Annotated in this window: 15 protein-coding genes; 7 read left to right on the forward strand and 8 right to left on the reverse strand. The window is 51.0% G+C overall.

Going from position 1 to position 17,010, the window contains the following annotated elements:
- Positions 1 to 848 precede the first annotated feature (848 nt).
- Both H6F72_RS10980 and H6F72_RS10985 read right to left on the reverse strand, forming a co-directional pair.
- Entirely contained in the window at positions 849 to 2,021 is a 1,173-nt protein-coding gene (locus H6F72_RS10980; RefSeq protein WP_199299030.1) for a PEP-CTERM sorting domain-containing protein, read from the reverse strand.
- Between the two features lie 176 nt (positions 2,022 to 2,197).
- Positions 2,198 to 3,097, reverse strand: coding sequence for an alpha/beta fold hydrolase (locus H6F72_RS10985; RefSeq protein ID WP_190434710.1), 900 nt, complete (start codon positions 3,095 to 3,097; stop codon positions 2,198 to 2,200).
- A gap of 380 nt (positions 3,098 to 3,477) precedes the next feature.
- On the opposite strand from H6F72_RS10985, the gene H6F72_RS10990 reads away from it, so the two are divergent.
- Positions 3,478 to 3,654 (forward strand): hypothetical protein, encoded by a 177-nt coding sequence (locus H6F72_RS10990; RefSeq protein ID WP_190559839.1) that lies wholly within the window; start codon positions 3,478 to 3,480, stop codon positions 3,652 to 3,654.
- Positions 3,655 to 3,670: 16 nt separating this feature from the next.
- Here H6F72_RS10990 and H6F72_RS10995 read toward each other — a convergent pair whose 3' ends face one another.
- The 5 genes from H6F72_RS10995 to H6F72_RS11015 all read right to left on the reverse strand — a co-directional run bounded on the left by H6F72_RS10995 (position 3,671) and on the right by H6F72_RS11015 (position 7,917).
- Positions 3,671 to 4,720, reverse strand: a complete 1,050-nt coding sequence (locus H6F72_RS10995) for a DUF1611 domain-containing protein (RefSeq protein WP_190434713.1) — start codon at positions 4,718 to 4,720, stop codon at positions 3,671 to 3,673.
- Positions 4,704 to 5,756 (reverse strand): dipeptide epimerase, encoded by a 1,053-nt coding sequence (locus H6F72_RS11000; RefSeq protein WP_190434716.1) that lies wholly within the window; start codon positions 5,754 to 5,756, stop codon positions 4,704 to 4,706. The genes H6F72_RS10995 and H6F72_RS11000 overlap by 17 nt, the downstream gene beginning before the upstream one ends.
- Positions 5,757 to 5,765: 9 nt before the next feature.
- Positions 5,766 to 6,032 carry a DUF2584 family protein gene (locus H6F72_RS11005; RefSeq protein WP_190434720.1) on the reverse strand — a complete coding sequence of 89 codons (267 nt, stop codon included), beginning with the start codon at positions 6,030 to 6,032 and terminating at the stop codon, positions 5,766 to 5,768.
- A gap of 126 nt (positions 6,033 to 6,158) precedes the next feature.
- Entirely contained in the window at positions 6,159 to 7,019 is an 861-nt protein-coding gene (locus tag H6F72_RS11010) for a hypothetical protein (protein WP_190434723.1), read from the reverse strand.
- Positions 7,020 to 7,227: 208 nt separating this feature from the next.
- Entirely contained in the window at positions 7,228 to 7,917 is a 690-nt protein-coding gene (locus H6F72_RS11015; RefSeq protein WP_190434727.1) for a WGxxGxxG-CTERM domain-containing protein, read from the reverse strand.
- 279 nt (positions 7,918 to 8,196) lie between these two features.
- On the opposite strand from H6F72_RS11015, the gene H6F72_RS11020 reads away from it, so the two are divergent.
- Positions 8,197 to 9,543, forward strand: coding sequence for an FAD-dependent oxidoreductase (locus tag H6F72_RS11020; protein ID WP_242016881.1), 1,347 nt, complete (start codon positions 8,197 to 8,199; stop codon positions 9,541 to 9,543).
- 6 nt (positions 9,544 to 9,549) lie between these two features.
- On the opposite strand, the gene H6F72_RS11025 is transcribed toward H6F72_RS11020, so the two are convergent.
- Positions 9,550 to 10,557 carry an aldo/keto reductase gene (locus tag H6F72_RS11025; protein WP_370527481.1) on the reverse strand — a complete coding sequence of 336 codons (1,008 nt, stop codon included), beginning with the start codon at positions 10,555 to 10,557 and terminating at the stop codon, positions 9,550 to 9,552.
- A gap of 50 nt (positions 10,558 to 10,607) precedes the next feature.
- Between H6F72_RS11025 and H6F72_RS11030 the strand changes: the two genes are divergently transcribed.
- From H6F72_RS11030 to H6F72_RS31085, 5 genes are all read left to right on the forward strand, one after another.
- On the forward strand, positions 10,608 to 11,189 hold the full coding sequence (locus H6F72_RS11030; protein ID WP_190434730.1) for a metal-dependent hydrolase: 582 nt from the start codon (positions 10,608 to 10,610) through the stop codon (positions 11,187 to 11,189).
- Positions 11,190 to 11,355: 166 nt separating this feature from the next.
- Positions 11,356 to 11,739, forward strand: a complete 384-nt coding sequence (locus H6F72_RS11035; protein ID WP_190434733.1) for a hypothetical protein — start codon at positions 11,356 to 11,358, stop codon at positions 11,737 to 11,739.
- 93 nt (positions 11,740 to 11,832) lie between these two features.
- Positions 11,833 to 12,804, forward strand: coding sequence for a DUF4349 domain-containing protein (locus tag H6F72_RS11040; protein WP_199299031.1), 972 nt, complete (start codon positions 11,833 to 11,835; stop codon positions 12,802 to 12,804).
- 48 nt (positions 12,805 to 12,852) lie between these two features.
- Entirely contained in the window at positions 12,853 to 14,232 is a 1,380-nt protein-coding gene (locus tag H6F72_RS11045; protein ID WP_190434736.1) for a serine/threonine-protein kinase, read from the forward strand.
- Between the two features lie 321 nt (positions 14,233 to 14,553).
- Positions 14,554 to 16,980, forward strand: a complete 2,427-nt coding sequence (locus H6F72_RS31085; protein WP_190434739.1) for a tetratricopeptide repeat protein — start codon at positions 14,554 to 14,556, stop codon at positions 16,978 to 16,980.
- The last annotated feature ends 30 nt before the right edge of the window (positions 16,981 to 17,010 follow it).

Below are 17,010 nucleotides of genomic sequence, written 5' to 3' on the forward strand. Positions count from 1 at the left end.
GCAGTTACTAGAGTTCACCAAGTACCTCAAAGGCGAACTGGTCTCTTCTTCGGCCTCGTTTTTGGCTTCTTGCTCCTATCAACACTCCTAACCTGGGCTGCTAGTAACCTGCTACCCTCGCAAGGAAATTCTAATTGGCTAGTGGTAACACTTTATCAATCATTAATATCTGGATTTGCCAACGGTTTGCTTTGGACAAATAGTATTTTGCTCTTACCACCCAGAAGAAATGCAGAATCTCTACTTCTGAGACCAAGTTGGCTTTTTCCGTTATGGTATCGAATTACTTTTGGGTTATTGATAGTTTTTGTACTAGGAACAGCAATTTTTTCAACTCAGGTAGCAATTCACGGGATGATGATCCGAGGGTTTCCCGCGGTTACCATTACTGTACTCACTGTGTTTAGTCCAATTCTTCAGTGGTCTCAAGTTCTCTTCTTATCCTTATGGATATCAAGCAAGTTGGAATTCAGTACGCAGGGTATCAGTTATGGAAGAACCAAGGTGGCAAGATGGAACGAAATCGCATCTTATAGCTGGCAGAGAAATACTCTAAAGATTCGCTTAGCTGGAACTCGTAGGTCTACCCCCATAGATCTAAAAATCTCCTCAAAGTACAAGGAAGCAGTTGATTGTGTCCTGACAGAACGACTCCCTGGGAGGACCACAACTATTTCAGAGGAAACTTCAAGTTAGAGAGTTAAAGTGTAACTCTTCAGATTCAGGTTGTAGTTTTTTAACAAATTTAGGCTGGTAAGTTCTAGCCAATTCAAACGCTTCACTTAGGCGAGAAAGGTTTAATGATGCGATCGCCCTCCCCAGAAAAAAGAGCGATCGCCTGGTTGGTTTTAGGGATTAGAAGATTTGCGATCGCGCTTTAGGGATAACGCTGTTGCTGCAGCGCCGAAGGCCAATAAGCCGACTGTGGTTGTCGGTTCAGGCACACTAATCGGGGCATAGGCAATTCCGATCGGGCGCTTGAGGTTGGCATTTGTAGCAACGAGGACTGCATTGGTATTGCCAGGACTGGGTAACGGTTGGCCTGTGGTGCCGTCGTAGCGGAGGATGGCTCCGAAATTGTTGTTCCGGGAGTCAAAACCCACGGTGTAGAGTTTGTTGTCGGGAGTGAAAGTGAGGTTGCCGATGAAGTTGCTGCTGCGGGTTTGGCCGTTGTCGTTAAAGGTGGCGTAGCTGGTAGCAATCGTTGATTTGAGTGTGCCTGTAGCTAAGTCGTAGCTGCGGATACCATTGGCAAAATCGGTAGTGACCAGATCTCCGTTAGGGGCGATCGATAGTCCTAAGAAGCTGACAAAGCCAAAACTGAGCGGCAGCGGTTGTGGTTGATCCGCAAAAACAGTCAGGGTGGAGCTGAGTACGCCGTTATTATTAGTGAAGCGCAGTACTTGGCTCGGCAAACCAGGAAAGTTAGCCGCAATTTCACCGGGTTCTACATCCCCGTCGCCATCTCCATCGCCGGGAGCTGCAACACTACCTTGGGTAGTGACGTAGAGGTTGCCAGCTGCATCAAACACCAAATCGTTAGGCCCGTTCAATCCGTTGGCTTGGCCATTTCCCGCCGCAAATACATCGATAAAAGCTCCTGTTTTGCCGTCATAACGGAGAATTTGATCGGTTAAGAAGCTGCTGACATAAAGCTCGCCGTCCGGACCAAAGATTGAGCCGTAGGGACGAATGAGCGTTCCTCCTTGATCAAAGCGACCGCGAAACTGCCCCGTTCTGCCGTCGTAGCGGAGGATGGCTCCTGAGAAGTTGTTGCCACTGCTGACATAGAGATCGCCATCTGATCCAAAGGTAAGATCATCTGGGCTAGTCAGACCCCCACTACCTGCGCCAATAAATTCACCACCCAGCTTGCCTGTGCGTTCATCAAAAATGAGAACGTTGTTCCCGGCAGTGTTACCTACTAGCAAAGCAGCTTGCGCTGAGGTCTGTTGTAAACCCCAAGCGGTCAAGGCGCTGACCACTGTAGCAGCTTGATACGCGATCTCTCTCCATTGCATAAACCCACTCCTCCATCCATAAAACCAATTCATTATTAGGGAATGGGTGGAAGCAGCAGGAGAACTTCTATAAATTCTTTACTCTCTTTTGGTTGACTGCCTAGATGCTGCGATCGCCCTGTCACAACAAAAAGAGAACAAAAAGAGCGATCGCCACGATTGAAATTTAATGAGATTTAACTCGCAATGGAATTGACCCAAGAGCCAATTAGATCATTGACCTGATCAGGCACTTCATCATGGGGACAATGCCCAGCATTCAGGAAATGCTCAGTTAGTTGCGGGTAATACTGACGGAACTTGACGCTGCGGGCTCTGGCGTTCATCCAAGGGTCATGCTCGCCCCAGAGCATCAGTAAAGGGCACTGGAGTTGTCCCAACAAGACATCCACCTTGTCACCTTGGGGCGTTTTGAAGACCGCCGCAAACACATCTGCGGCACCAGGGTCACTGGCTGCTCGCAAAATATCATCAACCAAATCATCGGTGATGGCAGTTTGATCGAGATACACTTTCTGCAACGTTTGGCGCACCACAGAACGCTGGCGGGTGTATTGAAACACGAGATAGCTGGCCCAAGGTTGCTGAAATAACGACTGCACAAAACTGCCGAACACTTCCCGGATCGGGTCTTTCTTAGGTGCAGGCTGAGCATCGCTGAAAGGCCCCGCACTGTTAAACAAAACCAAACCTGCGGCATCTTCGGGGTGTTGGGCAGCAACAGACAAGGCGGCATAGCCTCCCAAGGAGTTCCCCCCTAGAACGGTCGGCTGGCCGATTACCTCGGTAATGAAGTCGTGGATTTGGTTCCGCCACAGATCGCCACTATATTGCATGTTGGGTTTTGCCGATCGCCCAAATCCCAGCAAATCGATCGCCCAAACTTCAAAGTCGTTGCTCAACCCCGCCACGTTTTTGCGCCAATGAAAGGTTGAGGCTCCAAAGCCGTGGATCAACAGCAGCGGAGGACGGTGAGGCTGGCGATCGCCCGCTCGGACATAGTAGATTGGCTGGCCCCGCCACTGCCAATACTGACCAGATACGGGAGCGATGCTGCTGGCTTGGGTAACTTGCATGGTGAGGAAGCTGTAAAGTATCTTTAAATATCTTAACTTTTAAGCCTGAAAGCTTGGTGCTGTAACGGTTGCACCACCTTCTAAAGGCAGAGAAACTAGACCTGCTTTCGCGACTCTATAAGATGCTGTAGGGCTGAGTCAATGGTGATCCCTACGGATTAGGAAGGATGAGGGGCGAGGGAAGAAGGATGAAGGGATGGGAGTTAGATAAAGTAAGGCTCTTTTGGGTAGCTTAAGTTACTAGGGCTTTGGGCTTTAAGAGCCTGAGTTGAGTAAATAAAGTTCTTGGAATAAAATTGCTAAAAATTAAGAAAAATCTAATATTCTTATACGCAGAAAATAGTTCAGATCGTTATCTGCATCAGGGTCATTTCGTGAACATGGCAATCCAGGAACTCGTCGATCGGATTTTGGTATCCCGTCGCATTAGCCGTACTGACCAAAATCGCTTCATGTCAGCACTACTCGCAAAAAATTCTTTGAGTACAGAAGACCAACAGCAAATTACTCGCGTTTTCGATGGTTTGCAGACGGGTTTGATCCGAGTGGTGGATTAACGGCATTGCTAGCAAATTAGCGATCGCCCAAAATCGCATCTAAAAGCAAGTCGGCGCGGAACCGCACTGGATCGGTACAAGGTAAACTCGTTTCTTGTTGAGTTTGCTCAATGGCTTGTTTGGCACTGGCTGTGTCTAGGTGAGCCGTGTTGAGGGCGATCGCGACCACTTTGGCAGGCGCAAAGGCTCCTCCGGCGGTTGCCACGGTTTCATACAACTCAACTACTTGGCGTAAAGGCGGAATCGGCACATGCGTGAAGTTGCGAATGTGAGTTTGGCCAGCCCGATGTACTAGCACCAGATGAGTCGGCTGAGAGCCACGCAACAACGGCAAAGTTGCAGTAGAAGCAGGGTTGAGCAACGAACCTTGACCTTCCACAAACACAATGTCTTGGTCAGCACCCAAGCGCAGCACTAACTGTTCGACCGCGCCAGAGGCAAAATCCACCCGAATCGCATCAAGAGGAATGCCGTCTCCTGCTAGCATCATGCCAGCCTGACCTGTTGCCAGAAATTTCGCCCGCAAACCTCGCTGTAAAGCAGTTTGGTGCAGCTCCAAAGCGGTAGACATCTTGCCCACACTCATGTCGGTGCCTACCAGCAACACCCGCAAGCAATTCAGCGATCGCGCCGCTCCAGTACCTACCGTTAAACCTGTGGGTTCTTGGCGCATATCCCAAATCCATTGATCTGAGCAGAGGAGAGCTTTGAGTTCTGGATCTTCGGCCAAGGGAGTATGCAAGCCATTGGCTACAGAAACACCTGCCGCGATCGCCTGTTGAATTTCTTGTCGCCAAGCCTCTGGCAAAATGCCACCAGAAGGCGCAATCCCGATCGCCAAGACATCTGGTTTGTAGGTCAGCGATTCAGCCACAGAGGCCACGATGGGCGCGGTGCGGTGAATGCCAGTCAAATCGAGCAGGGATTCTCCAGCGCACTGCTGATCAATCACGGCCACGATATTGGCATCGCTGTAGCGTAGGAGGGATAGCCCTGTTTTTCCCTGAGAACCGCGAATCCCGTCATGGAGCAGAATCGCGACGCGATGTTCAGGACTGAGGCGCATAGTAAACTCCTAAACCAGGCAAATCGTTGGGTAGCAAGCGGCCATCCTGCAAGCTGGCACCGGAGAAAGGACCGTCGAGTAGATTCAAGTGGCTATCGAGATCCAAGTGATCCGCCAGAGGTGAGAGCTGAGCGGCGGCAGTATTCAGCAAGCCACTGTCAGAATAGCAACCAAACATAATCTGGAGGCCACAAGCACGCGCTGTATGCACCATCCGCATCGCCTCACTTAACCCACCCGATTTCATCAGCTTGATATTAATGCCGTGGACGCGATCGCTGAGAGCGGGAATATCTCGACTGGTAAAGCAACTTTCATCGACAAAAATCGGCAAAGGCGATCGCTCGTACAGTTTAAGTAAGTCTTGCTCTTGCCCCCGACGCAGCGGTTGCTCGATATAAGTCACGCCTTGCTGTTCTAGCCACTGACTCATTTTGATCGCATCAGTCAGGCTCCAACCCCCATTGGCATCAATGCTGAGCTTCACCTGCGGGGGAGCGACTTCACGGATAGCCAGCAACATAGCTTGATCGGCAGCAATTCCATCCGGGCTACCTAGTTTGACTTTTAGAGCTTTAGCACAGGTGAGCTGTAACCAATCTTTCACTCGTTGCTGAGCTACTTCTGGTGGATTAATGCCAATCGTCACCGAGGTCGGGACAATGCGATCGCGATTGAGGCCCCATATTCGCCATAGCGGCAACTGCGCTTTCTGGCCCAGCCAATCTAGCAAAGCGATATCTAACGCAGCATGAGCCGCGGAAGAAAGTTGAGCTTCCTGTAAAACCCTTTCAATTCTCTGGCGATCGAGGGGATGAAGCGGCTCTAAGGCAGGTGCTATTTGCTGCAACTGTTGCGCGATCGCTTCTGTAGTTTGTGGCGTTTCTCCGACCGAAAAAGGAGACCCTTCGCCCCAGCCTTCAATGGCATCTGCTTCCACTCGCACCCAGACATTGGTCGTTTGAGCCGTTGTGCCTCGGCTAATGGTGAGCGGAAATCGTTTGTGAACCGTGAATGTTTCAACGTGAATTCGCACTTTCGGCTGCTAACCCTTCAGACTAAACGGGCTGTCATACACTCGATGAATCTCAAACATAAGCTTCGTTTCACCGTTTTCCCAGGTTAGCTGACGAACCACAATATCCGCATGAGCAACCCACTGTTCATTCACCAACGGCAATGGCACATCCATTGGCAGAATGCGATACCCTGGCTTGACGGTTTGATGTTGCGATCGCGGCACCAATTCAGCGGGATAGCCCTGATTTGAGTTGAGTTTCAAAATACTGTTTACTTCACAGGGCATTCCCATCGCTTTCACCGTTCAATCCATTACAGACAGTCGAACTTGATTTTACCCACTGCCTGTCCTGAAAACCGATGAATGATACTCCGTCTGAGCGGTTGCTCTTCGCTTGGGTGCCGAATTTAAGACAGGTTAGCTGCAATTAAAGAAGATTTTGTTTGCGGGTAGAACATAAGTGTCAGTCTGAAACTTATTAGCGATCGCCTTCTTTTTAAGTGCTTCTGCCTCGGAAAAAGATAGATTACTACCTACTACTAAGGCATGTCTAGAATTGCTAGCTTTGGGTACGCAAGTTCTGGCATTGGGAAACTGTTGATTAAATGACTCACCGACCAGTTTCTGGACGCGGCTCAGTTCGTTTTGCACATCTTTAGCTCTCAGCGAGGAGGCTGCAATTACGAAGTAGCGCTTGTCTTCATAAGACTGGGTTAAGGCTTGCGCGAATTGAGACCCACTCTCAGTCGTCGCCGCTTGTTGAGCTTTGGTTGCCACGGGAAGTAGGGAAGCTCGAACCGATTCCTCAATCAATGACTGAATTCTAGGGTTATCAATCGTAGCTTTAGCAACTTTGTCTTGAAATGCCTGATCTTGATTTAATGACGTAATGACTTCTTTGGCGATCCTGTCCTTAAAAACTTGATCTCGTAGAACTTCCTGCTTGATCGCTTCTCGCGTATCTGTCGAAATTTTTTCTCGAAAATCCTCATTGACGATCAAACCATCTTTAACATCTCGACTAATATTCTGAATTTCTTTTTCCTTAATATGCTGCTCAATTTCTTGCACTAAGGCTTGAACTGAGACGAACCCGAATAAGCCCACCACGGTCACTAATCCAACCATGAGGCCAGAGAGTTTGTTACGAGCTTCAACGTAAAGACGGTAGGGATAGATTTCTTCAGTGAGGGTTTTTAGTTCTTGGCGCAGTTCAGCATTTTGTTGTTCTAAGCTGGCAATCTTTTCCAAGTTGGGGCTGTTGGCTGTTTCGTTCATGGGGCTCTCTTCCCTGCTGAATGCGATCGCGCCTGAGTTGGCTAATTAAAGCTTCACAACTCGTACCCCGCTTATCGGAAAACTTACGGTTGACAATGCGATCGCCCCAATAAGGACCCAATAAACAAGAGCCTCAGGCGTTCACCCAAGGCTCCGACTCCAGTTGATTTCTAGCTTGTATGCACCTAGGACGGTGCTATATCAAAGCTTAGTAGCGAGTGCGAGTGGTCTCAGCAGGATCACGGTAGGTCGTGGTGGTTTCAGGCTTGCGAGTTAGACCAGCCAAACCGAGTAGACCGAGCAGACCTAACCAACCCCAGTCGAAGTCGCGATCGCCAGCAGTATCTGTGGTTGTGGTCGTGGTCGTGGTGCTAGGAGAGGTGGTAGTACCAGTGGTGCCAGTTGTACCAGTGGTGGTATCTGTTCCAGTTCCGGTGGTGCCAGTCGTGCCAGTCGTGCCTGTGCCAGTGGTGCCAGCAGTACCAGTCGCATCGGTTCCAGTTCCGGTGGTACCTGTGGTGCCCGTGCCAGTTGTACCAGTGGTGGTATCAGTGCCGAGGCCTGTGCCAGTTCCGGTGGTGCCAGTCGTGTCAGTACCGAGACCTGTACCAGTTCCAGTGGTGCCAGTTCCGGTGGTGCCAGTCGTATCAGTACCGAGACCCGTGCCAGTTCCGGTGGTGCCTGTGGTGCCCGTTCCAGTTGCATCAGTACCTGTGCCAGTGGTGCCAGCAGTACCAGTCGCATCGGTTCCAGTACCAGTCGTGCCAGTGGTGCCAGCGGTACCAGTCGCTCCGCCTGTTGCATCCTGAGCCGCAGCAGGAAGAGTGATGGGGAGTACTGCCAAACTGAGGGTGAGCACACCTGCCCCAACAACCTTGGATAAGCCTGAAGATTTCATCTTAAAGTTCCTTTTTTTGTAAAGCGTTTACAGCCTGGACAAACTCTGAATCCTTGCTCTGAATTCTTTGAGGTCCGCTTGAATCAGTTCAGGACACACCTCTCGTAGAACATTAAGAGTTTTAACGGGTTTGGGAGTCATCCTTGAGCTAGAAGTTGTGCTGACTTAAACTCCCCCCAAGGAAAGAAACTTTTTCTTACATCTACAGAACCTCTCAAGTTGCCTGAGTTAGGGTGAGTTCAAGCCGCTTCAGATCAGGCAACATGACCTCGCAGGCTTATGGCTGGCTGGGCCATAGAGAAGCCACTGAACCAAATGCCCTGTAGTCGGCGATCGCGCCTCAACTATTTGCAGATTGCAGGAGTGCTGAGCATGACAAATGCGACTTCAGAAGTCCCGGTTGCTCTCCCAACGCCGGGAACTCACGAAATCTTAGATGTGCGACCCACAAATTGCTGCATTGTGGGCGGTGGGCCTGGGGGTGCTTTACTCGGCTTACTTTTGGCACGTCGAGGCATTGCTGTGACGCTGCTAGAAGCCCATCGAGATTTCGAGCGCGACTTTCGGGGTGATACCTTGCACCCTTCGGTGATGGAGATCATGGAAGAACTGGGTTTGGCAGAGCGCTTGCTCCAACTGCCCCATACTAAGATGCGAACGGGAACGTTTACGGCGCAAGGGCAAGCCTTCCTAACGCTGGACTTTAGCCGCCTCAAAACTCACTATCCGTATATCACGATGATGCCGCAAGCACGGTTTCTAGAATTTATTACGGATGAAGCGAAACAGTACCCTAACTTCCAGCTCGTCTTAGGGGCAAATGTCCAAGAGCTGATTGAGGAGAATGGTGAGATTAGAGGGGTGCGGTATCGAGGTCAGGGAGGCTGGCACGAAGTCCGAGCCATGCTAACCGTAGGTGCAGATGGTCGTCACTCTCGCATCCGCGAACTGGCAGGCTTTACCGCTGTCGGCACCTCACCACCTATGGATGTGCTGTGGTTTCGTCTACCTCGACACGCAGACGAACCGGAAGGCGTGGTTGCCAAAGTTGGCCGAGGCAAGATGATGGCCTTGCTCAACCGCTTTGAAACTTGGCAAGCTGCTTACATTTTTCCTAAAGGCGGGTATCAGCAGTTGCGGGGAGCAGGTTTGGAAGCGTTGCGCCAGTCGATCGCGGAAGTGGTGCCAGAATTGCGCGATCGCGTCCATCACCTGCAAGAGTGGTCCCAAGTGGCGTTTCTCTCGGTAGAGTCTAGTCGCTTAACTCATTGGTATCGCCCCGGATTGCTGCTGATTGGCGATGCGGCTCATGTCATGTCCCCGGTGGGCGGCGTGGGCATCAACTACGCGATCCAAGATGCTGTGGTGGCAGCCAATATCCTGACCCAGCCGTTGCAGACAAAGCATCTAGAGGTGCGGCATCTGGCAAAAGTGCAAGCGCGACGAGAATGGCCCACTCGGATTATCCAAGCTCTGCAAGCGCTGATTCAAAAACGACTGATTGCGCGGGCCCTGGATACTAGCCAGCCCTTCCAGCCACCCGCCTTCCTCCAGTGGCCATTTTTGCGGGATCTGCCGCCTCGGATCATTGGGTTTGGAGTTTGGCCTGTGCATGTAAGGCAGTAGGGGGCACTAACCCCAGCTCCACATCACGGGGCCTTCATTAGCTAGTTGATCGGTGACGATTCGACCGATCGCGTCAATTTCTTGCAGTTCTTCTGCCGAGAGCTTCACTTCTGCGGCTTGAGCATTTTGTACCGACTGTTCGGCGTTGCGGGCACCCGCGATCGCGTTGGCTTGGGGTTGAGCGATTAACCAAGCTAAGGCCAAGTTCGCTAGTGTGCATTGGTGCCGTTCGGCGATCGGGCGGAGTTTGTCCAGTGCGGTTTGGGCGCGTTCGTAGTTCTCGCCCTGAAATAGCTTATTTTTGGCTCGGTTGTCGGCAGAGTCAAAGGTGTGGCCTGGCCCAAACTTACCAGTGAGTAAGCCTTGAGCTAAAGGAGAGTAGGCCAAGATCGAGATGTTGTGCTCAATGCAGTAGGGCACAGCATCAGTTTCGACATAGCGCCAAAACAGCGAGTAAGGCGGTTGCAAGCTATCGATGCGGCCATACTGGCAGGCTTCTTCTAGCTGAGCGCGAGAGAAATTCGACACCCCGATCGCTCGAATTTTGCCTTGTTGTTTCAAATCATTCAGCGCCCGCATGGTTTCCTCAATCGGCACTAGCTCGCTGTTGAAGGCTCCACAGGGCCAATGGATTTGGTACAGGTCGATGTAGTCGGTTTTGAGGTTTTTGAGGGAGCGATCGCAAGCTTCGATCACTTGGTCATATTTGAGGTGGTTGGCAAAGACTTTGGTGGCATAGACCGCTTGATCTCGCACATCGGAGAGGGCTTCCGCGACGACTTGCTCTGAGTGGCCTTCTCCATAAACTTCGGCGGTGTCAATGGTGGTGATGCCTGCCTCAAAGGCCGCTCGAATTGCTTTAATTGTGTCTGCATCCTCAATCCCTACCCACATACGTTTGCCTGCTTGCCAGGTGCCCATGAGAATGGGCGAAATTTGGATGTCGGAGTTACCGAGCGATCGCGTCTCCATGTGGGCTCCCTGAGTTGCTACAACGGATTGGTTTGCTGACAAAATTCCTTTTCACTGTAACAACCGGATCTTGATGTAGTGCGATCGCCCCTATGAACACCTATTCCCACTTTTTGATGACGGCTGCCTTGGACAAAGCGCTGCCACGAGTACCCATCGTTAAGCGAGCCTTCTTGCTGGGTTCTGTAGCTCCCGATTTGCCTCTGTGGGTGCTGTCGATCGGGGGCATTGTCTACTATCACTTCATCAAAGGTTGGAGTTTAGCGGATACGGCTCATCTCCTGTTTGACGAGCTTTATTTCCACAACCCTTTTTGGATCGCGGCTCATAATACCTTGCACGCTCCAGTGCTGTTGCTGCTGGGACTAGCTTATGTATGGCCACGGCGACGGAACATTGGCTCTCGCACTCGCTGGCTGTTTTGGTTTCTGCTCGCCTGTTTATTTCACACAACCGTAGACATCTTGACCCATGTGGATGATGGACCGCTGTTGTTCTTCCCGCTGAACTGGACTGCTCGCTTTCACAGTGCCATCAGCTATTGGGACCCTCGCTATTACGGCCATGAATTTCAGTGGTTTGAGCAGACCTTAGATCTCGTTCTGTTAGTCTATTTATTGCGTGAAAGAGTCTGCCAATTCTGCCAATATTTACGCCGCTGGAAACCTGTCTGATTTCAGTGGCGATCGCTCTATCAGCCTGAAATTATTTAAGGTACTAAAGTGCTGCTCATCACATATTTAGCCTGGGTCTCAGGATAGGTGAGAATGAGCCCTAATGTTTCTATGATCTAGACAGAGCGCTCAAAGAGCCCCACCGCCAAGAGGAGAATGGCAATCTATGCATGAAATATCACCACAAAGTGCAGAAGCTGCATTGAGACATGCAGAAATTGCTCAAAAGCATGGGGAATCGATCGAGACGGTCGGCAAGATTTTGCAAGGCCAAGAGGGTGCGAGCGCAGACGTAGGACAGGTCATTGAAGAGCGGGGACAGTGGATCCAGGAGCATGCCCAAGCGTCTAAGGAGTATGCTAAGCTCGCCCAAATCAACAAAGCTGCCTCTACCGAAGCTTATGTCATGGCTACGAGTGAGCATGGAAAAGCGGTTGAGGAACATGTAGCAGCCGTCAAAGCTTATCTCGCTGTCGCCCAGGAAAATTTAGAACAGCGACGAGCGGAGCAGGTAGAACATAGAATTCTCAGCGAGCATGAGCAGGCGTAACTACCCTCCTGTTACACAAATTGCTACACAATCCTGAGTGAGCTAAAGTCGGAGCCATACTAGCAGTAACAAAAATTACTGAGAGGGTAGGCTGTGAACCGCTTATCTCACCTAAAACCTAAGCCTTCGTTGCTGTTGAGTACCTTGTTTAGCAGCGCTTTGTTTGTTAGTTGTGCTTCAGCACCTTACCAGACGATGGAGTCGGCTTCAGCGCCAATGATGGCCCAAAAACAAACGGCCACCGACTCTGACAGTGGTAATCCTGGCAGTGATAGCAACACCAGCGGCTCTGGAGCAGAAGCAGCATCAGGACAGGCGATCGCGGCAGTTCCCCAAGCTCGACCCCAATTGATCAAGCGGGCAGAGCTGAGCGTAGTGGTCAAATCAATTGACGCGAGCTTAAAGTCAGTTGCGGCGATCGCTCAACGTCAGCAAGGCGATGTCGTCGGTCTACAAGACCAAAAACCGCAGGATACCAGTACTCGCCACACCGCTTCAATGCAGATTCAAGTGCCCCAAGAGCGCCTGGAAGCAACGCTTGCGGCATTGGCGGAATTGGGCAATGTGCAGTCTCGCGCCATCACCGTAGAAGATGTTTCCACTCAACTCGTAGATTTTCAGTCTCGGTTACGCAATCTCCGTCGCTCTGAGGAAATGCTGCTCAAGATTATGGAGCGCTCTGGCTCGATGAATGATGTGCTGCGTGTAACCCAGGAGTTGAGTAACGTACGGCAATCGATTGAGCAAATAGATGGACAACTCAAAAGCCTCCAAGGTCAAGTCGCCTTTTCTACGATTAACCTGAGTTTGGCCGAACCGATCGCCGCCTCACCGCCAGCCGAAAGCCCAGTCGGTTTACGCATGCAGGAAACTTGGGGCCAAGCCACTCATTCGATGGGTAAGCTAACCGTTGGGTTGCTGAACTTGAGCATTTGGTTGTTTGTCTACAGCCCCTACCTCTTACTGGTCGGCGGATTAGGGGCGATCGCTTACCAGCGCTGGCAAAAACCCACACCTCCTGCGACCCCAGTTGCAGAAACTCCTCCAGCCTCTGACTCGCTCTAGCCGATAGGCCACAATTAAAGCAGAACCGCAGCTTGAGGAGCAGGGTGGATGGAGGCACTACATCAGCCGCAGGATGTGATTGGCGATCGCTACCGCATCCTGGAAGTTTTGGGTCAGGGGGGCATTGGCACCACTTACAAAGCCACGGATTTACAAACCCAGCAGCAAGTCGCCCTCAAAGCCCTCTCTCTTCGGCGCATCACTGACTGGAAAGTGCTGGAACTGTTTGAGCGAGAAGCCAGAGTTCTCTCCTATCTGCAACATTCCGCCATTCCGCGCTATCTCAACTACTTCCAGGTAGATACGCCAGAGAATCGCTGGTTTTATCTGGTGCAAGAATTAGCAGAGGGGCGATCGCTAGCGCAGTGGGTCAAGGAAGGCTGGCGGATTGGAGAGGCCGAAGCTAAGCAGCTAGCGATACAAGTCCTTGAGGTGCTGAGTTACCTGCACTCGCTCACCCCACCTGTGATTCACCGCGACATCAAACCCCAAAACATCCTACGGCGATCGGATGGGCAAATCTTCTTAGTAGATTTTGGGGCGGTGCAAGACACTTACCGGGACACTCTGACTCAAGGCAGTACAGTTGTGGGCACCTATGGCTACATGGCTCCAGAGCAGTTTCGGGGTAAAGCCGTTCTCGCTACCGATCTGTACGGCTTGGGTGCCACGCTATTATTTTTGCTCACCCACCAATCTCCCGCTGATTTGCCTCAGCGTCGCCTCAAAATCGATATTCGTGCCTGTACACAGCTCTCTCCCAGTTTCGCTGATTGGCTCGACCAGATGCTAGAGCCTGCGATGGAAGATCGCTTTCCGTCTGCCAAGGAAGCTTTGGCTGCATTACAAGCGCCACCTCGTCATCAGGTTGAGTTGGCAAACTCCGAGTTCCAGATTGATCGGCAACCTGCTGGCAGTCGCATTCAGCTAAAGCGTACAGCCCAGGAGGTGCTAGTTGACATCCCACCCCAACGTTTCCTATCTCGCAATCTTGGTTTATTCGGTTTTGCGCTGGTTTGGAATGGTTTTATCTTTTTTTGGACAAGCTCGGCGATCGCGATGGGTGCGCCCATCTTTTTCCCCCTCTTCTCCATTCCCTTCTGGATGGCAGGTTTAACTTTACTAGGCCATGCCTTAGCTCCCATTACCATCCAGACGTATGTAGAAATCAATCGCCATCGTTTTCGGCTCCAGCAGCAGTGTTTGGGTTGGCGGTACCGTCAAGTTGAAGGTAATACGGAGGATTTGGAAGCCATTCAATGGTTCGATAGCCAAATGCGAATCAACGATCAGCCTGTGTATACCTGTGCCTTAATCGAGGGAGTGCGAACTCACCAGTTTGGCTCGGCGCTGACTCATACAGAGCAAAAGTGGCTGGCACAGGAGTTGTCAAGCTTTTTAGCCAAGGTGCGATCGCCAAAGGCTTAGCTAAATATTTAACTCTGCTGACAGTTTTTTACTTCAATCAATCTTTAAAAAGCGAGGTACGGAGAAGCCAAGTCAGCTCCAGCAGGCTGCTATTCAAAGATGCAGAGCGATCGCTGGTTTAGAGAGCTGCACCGTATCACCGCAACTCGTGCTTTATATCACCATTGCCATGCGTAGACGTTCCTGATTCACTTGAGCTGAGCTGAAAAGCGAAATAAGGTGCTGTTCTGTCACGGTGCAATCTACTCTTATAACCAGGTTTAGGCCACCCAGTTTAGGCAGACCCTTCTGACTTGTTCACTTCAGCTATCTGGAAACGCTGTGAATCATCGTCGCTGGCGCGAAACTGCCGAATATTTCATGCTTGCAAGCTCAGGGGTTGGAGCAGTTGCGGCGGCTGTCTCGCAGCAATTTCTGTTTGCGGCTGCCCCGATTTCTTGCTTGCTGGCTCTCAATCTAGTCAACCGACAGCGGTTTGAGCAAGAAACCAAGCAACTGACCAAGTTGACCATCACCCGACTGGACAGTCGCGTTACTAGAGAAATAGCCTACCTCCAAGAGCACATTGAAGGCTTACCCAGCGTCGCAGAGCTAGACAGTCTCAAGCAAAACTTTTTTCGGCGGCACCGTGAGTCTTTGAACAGACTCTCAGAACAGTTACAAACACTGCAATGGGAAATGCAGCGCCAACTGGCTCCCCTGAAAGCCCAAGATGTTACAGGGCTGCGTCAAGACTTGGAGCAAATGCAAATCCAGCATACTCAAGTTGCCACCGCCTTAGAACAGGTGACAGACCAATTAGCTCAGTTAACAGCGCATCCTCAAGCAGAGCAGACGGAAGCCGCGATCGCCCGATTACAAGCAGACATGGCACAAGCCCAGGCTGATCTGAAGCTTCTCAGCAACGAGCCTATAAGCCAGGTGAAAGGGTTGCAAGATCAGGTTAACCACATCAACCGTCGCCTGAATCATTTGCCCACTCCCTTTGATGCCAGTTCCCTCAAGCAAGATGTAGACTCCCTGATCCGAGTCATTGCCGGGCTAGTACCTCGGCGAGAATTTACTCGCGCCTTAGTGGATTTAGAAAATCTACAGCACAAGTATCAAGGTCTAGAGCAGTCTGTCGCCCCTTTGCGGTTGGCAATCACTATTTTTCGCAAACAACTAGATGTCCTTCACAGTAAAGTTCATGCCCCTGGCGAAGCCCACCTCCTTGAGGAGTTGAGCCAAACGATCGCTGCAATGGAGGCTCGGCTGAGCCAATTGCCAACCTTGCCTGCCTTGGCAGATTTGCAAGACCAGATTCAAGCTCAAGCGAGTTTAGGCCCTGAGGTGGCTCAGCTTCGCCAACAAATCAGCACCGTACAACGCAACACGGAAGCGCTATACCAACAGCACAAAGCCCTGCGCGACTGGATTCATCGTTTACCGCAACTGTTAGATAACAGTGCCCTGCAAAGCCAACTCCAAAGCTTAGCGACTCGCCTGGAAGGTGTGGAGGGCAACATAGTAGAAGTCCGGGGCGAGCTAGAAGCAACGTTGCAAAAGCGATTGGGCGGTATCAATCAGCAATTGCAAGCTTTGCCGGGAATGCCAAACCATGAGCTAGTCATGGCGCTGCGCTCTACCTTGCCAACATCCAGCGATCGCCCGGAACCACTAGCGGGTAGCCGAGCCTTTTTAGAAGAATTACTCGACCAAGCGGAAAATCAAGTGATTGTAGTTTGGCCGTGGCCCAACCCGTTTAGTTTAGATGCTGCCTTGCTAGAGAAGTTTCGAGCGTTCTTGCAGCGTGGCGGTTGCCTTGCGATGGGGTGGAGCCATTTGGGCATGACCCATCAAAGCTACGCCCCTCGCTATATCAGTCCGCGATCGCCCATATCACCTCCCGAAAGAAGTTGGCTCCACAACACGCTGAAGCAACTAGCGCAACTGAAGCAGGAGTTTCCTCAACAATTTAAGTTCAAAATCTTGGGAGCAGATGAGAATTTCTTAGTGTGCGATCGCCGCTTAGCCGTTCTCAAAATTCCTAACCTACCCGTCTCTAGCACCGTCTTTCCAGAACTAGAACTCGGACTCCGCACCACTGATGCTCAAACTATTCAAGGGTTAATTGATCGCTTTGAGCAACCGCTGTTAGATGCCAATGATGCTACGGCTTATTTTCAACGGGCAGCTACCCGTTACGAAATTGGCGATAAATCAGGGGCGATCGCCGATTACACCCAAGTCTTACAGATTGATCCGCATAACGATGTCGCCTATACCAACCGGGGCGTGGCTCGTTATGACTTAGGCGACTCAGCAGAGGCAATGGCCGACTTTGACCAAGCAATTCAGCGAAATCCTGACAACAGTGTCGCTTATTGCAATCGTGGCTTTATCTGTGCCGAGTTAGGCGACAAGCTGGGGGCAATTGAAGACTACAGCCAGGCGATCGCACTGTCTCCCGATGATGCGACTACTTACTTCTACCGGGGAGTGGCTCGAACCCGCATTGGCAACAAACTAGGCGCAATTGAAGACTACACACAGGCGATTGGACTCTATCCTGAAGACGCCACTGCTTACCTCTATCGCGGGCTAGCTCGTGCGAAGCTAGGTGATACCCCAGGAGCGATCGCCGATTTACAGCAGGCAGAACAATTATTTAGCGATCGCGGTGATCTACTTAATCGCCGTAAAGCTCAGGGTACTCTGCAAAAACTACAACAAGCCGTGGTAGATGCCAACCTAATTAACTGCTAAATCAATCTGACCTGAATAATGGCTCAAGTT

This window comes from Trichocoleus sp. FACHB-46, assembly GCF_014695385.1.
GTDB lineage: Bacteria > Cyanobacteriota > Cyanobacteriia > FACHB-46 > FACHB-46 > Trichocoleus.

What these genes read in the sequence shown, in the direction of transcription:
- H6F72_RS10980 (WP_199299030.1), bottom strand. Translation starts at nt 2,021, where the DNA reads ATGCAATGGAGAGAGATCGCGTATCAAGCTGCTACAGTGGTCAGCGCC.
- H6F72_RS10985 (WP_190434710.1), bottom strand. Translation starts at nt 3,097, where the DNA reads ATGCAAGTTACCCAAGCCAGCAGCATCGCTCCCGTATCTGGTCAGTAT.
- H6F72_RS10990 (WP_190559839.1), top strand. Translation starts at nt 3,478, where the DNA reads ATGGCAATCCAGGAACTCGTCGATCGGATTTTGGTATCCCGTCGCATT.
- H6F72_RS10995 (WP_190434713.1), bottom strand. Translation starts at nt 4,720, where the DNA reads ATGCGCCTCAGTCCTGAACATCGCGTCGCGATTCTGCTCCATGACGGG.
- H6F72_RS11005 (WP_190434720.1), bottom strand. Translation starts at nt 6,032, where the DNA reads ATGGGAATGCCCTGTGAAGTAAACAGTATTTTGAAACTCAACTCAAAT.
- H6F72_RS11010 (WP_190434723.1), bottom strand. Translation starts at nt 7,019, where the DNA reads ATGAACGAAACAGCCAACAGCCCCAACTTGGAAAAGATTGCCAGCTTA.
- H6F72_RS11015 (WP_190434727.1), bottom strand. Translation starts at nt 7,917, where the DNA reads ATGAAATCTTCAGGCTTATCCAAGGTTGTTGGGGCAGGTGTGCTCACC.
- H6F72_RS11020 (WP_242016881.1), top strand. Translation starts at nt 8,197, where the DNA reads ATGGCTGGCTGGGCCATAGAGAAGCCACTGAACCAAATGCCCTGTAGT.
- H6F72_RS11030 (WP_190434730.1), top strand. Translation starts at nt 10,608, where the DNA reads ATGAACACCTATTCCCACTTTTTGATGACGGCTGCCTTGGACAAAGCG.
- H6F72_RS11035 (WP_190434733.1), top strand. Translation starts at nt 11,356, where the DNA reads ATGCATGAAATATCACCACAAAGTGCAGAAGCTGCATTGAGACATGCA.
- H6F72_RS11045 (WP_190434736.1), top strand. Translation starts at nt 12,853, where the DNA reads ATGGAGGCACTACATCAGCCGCAGGATGTGATTGGCGATCGCTACCGC.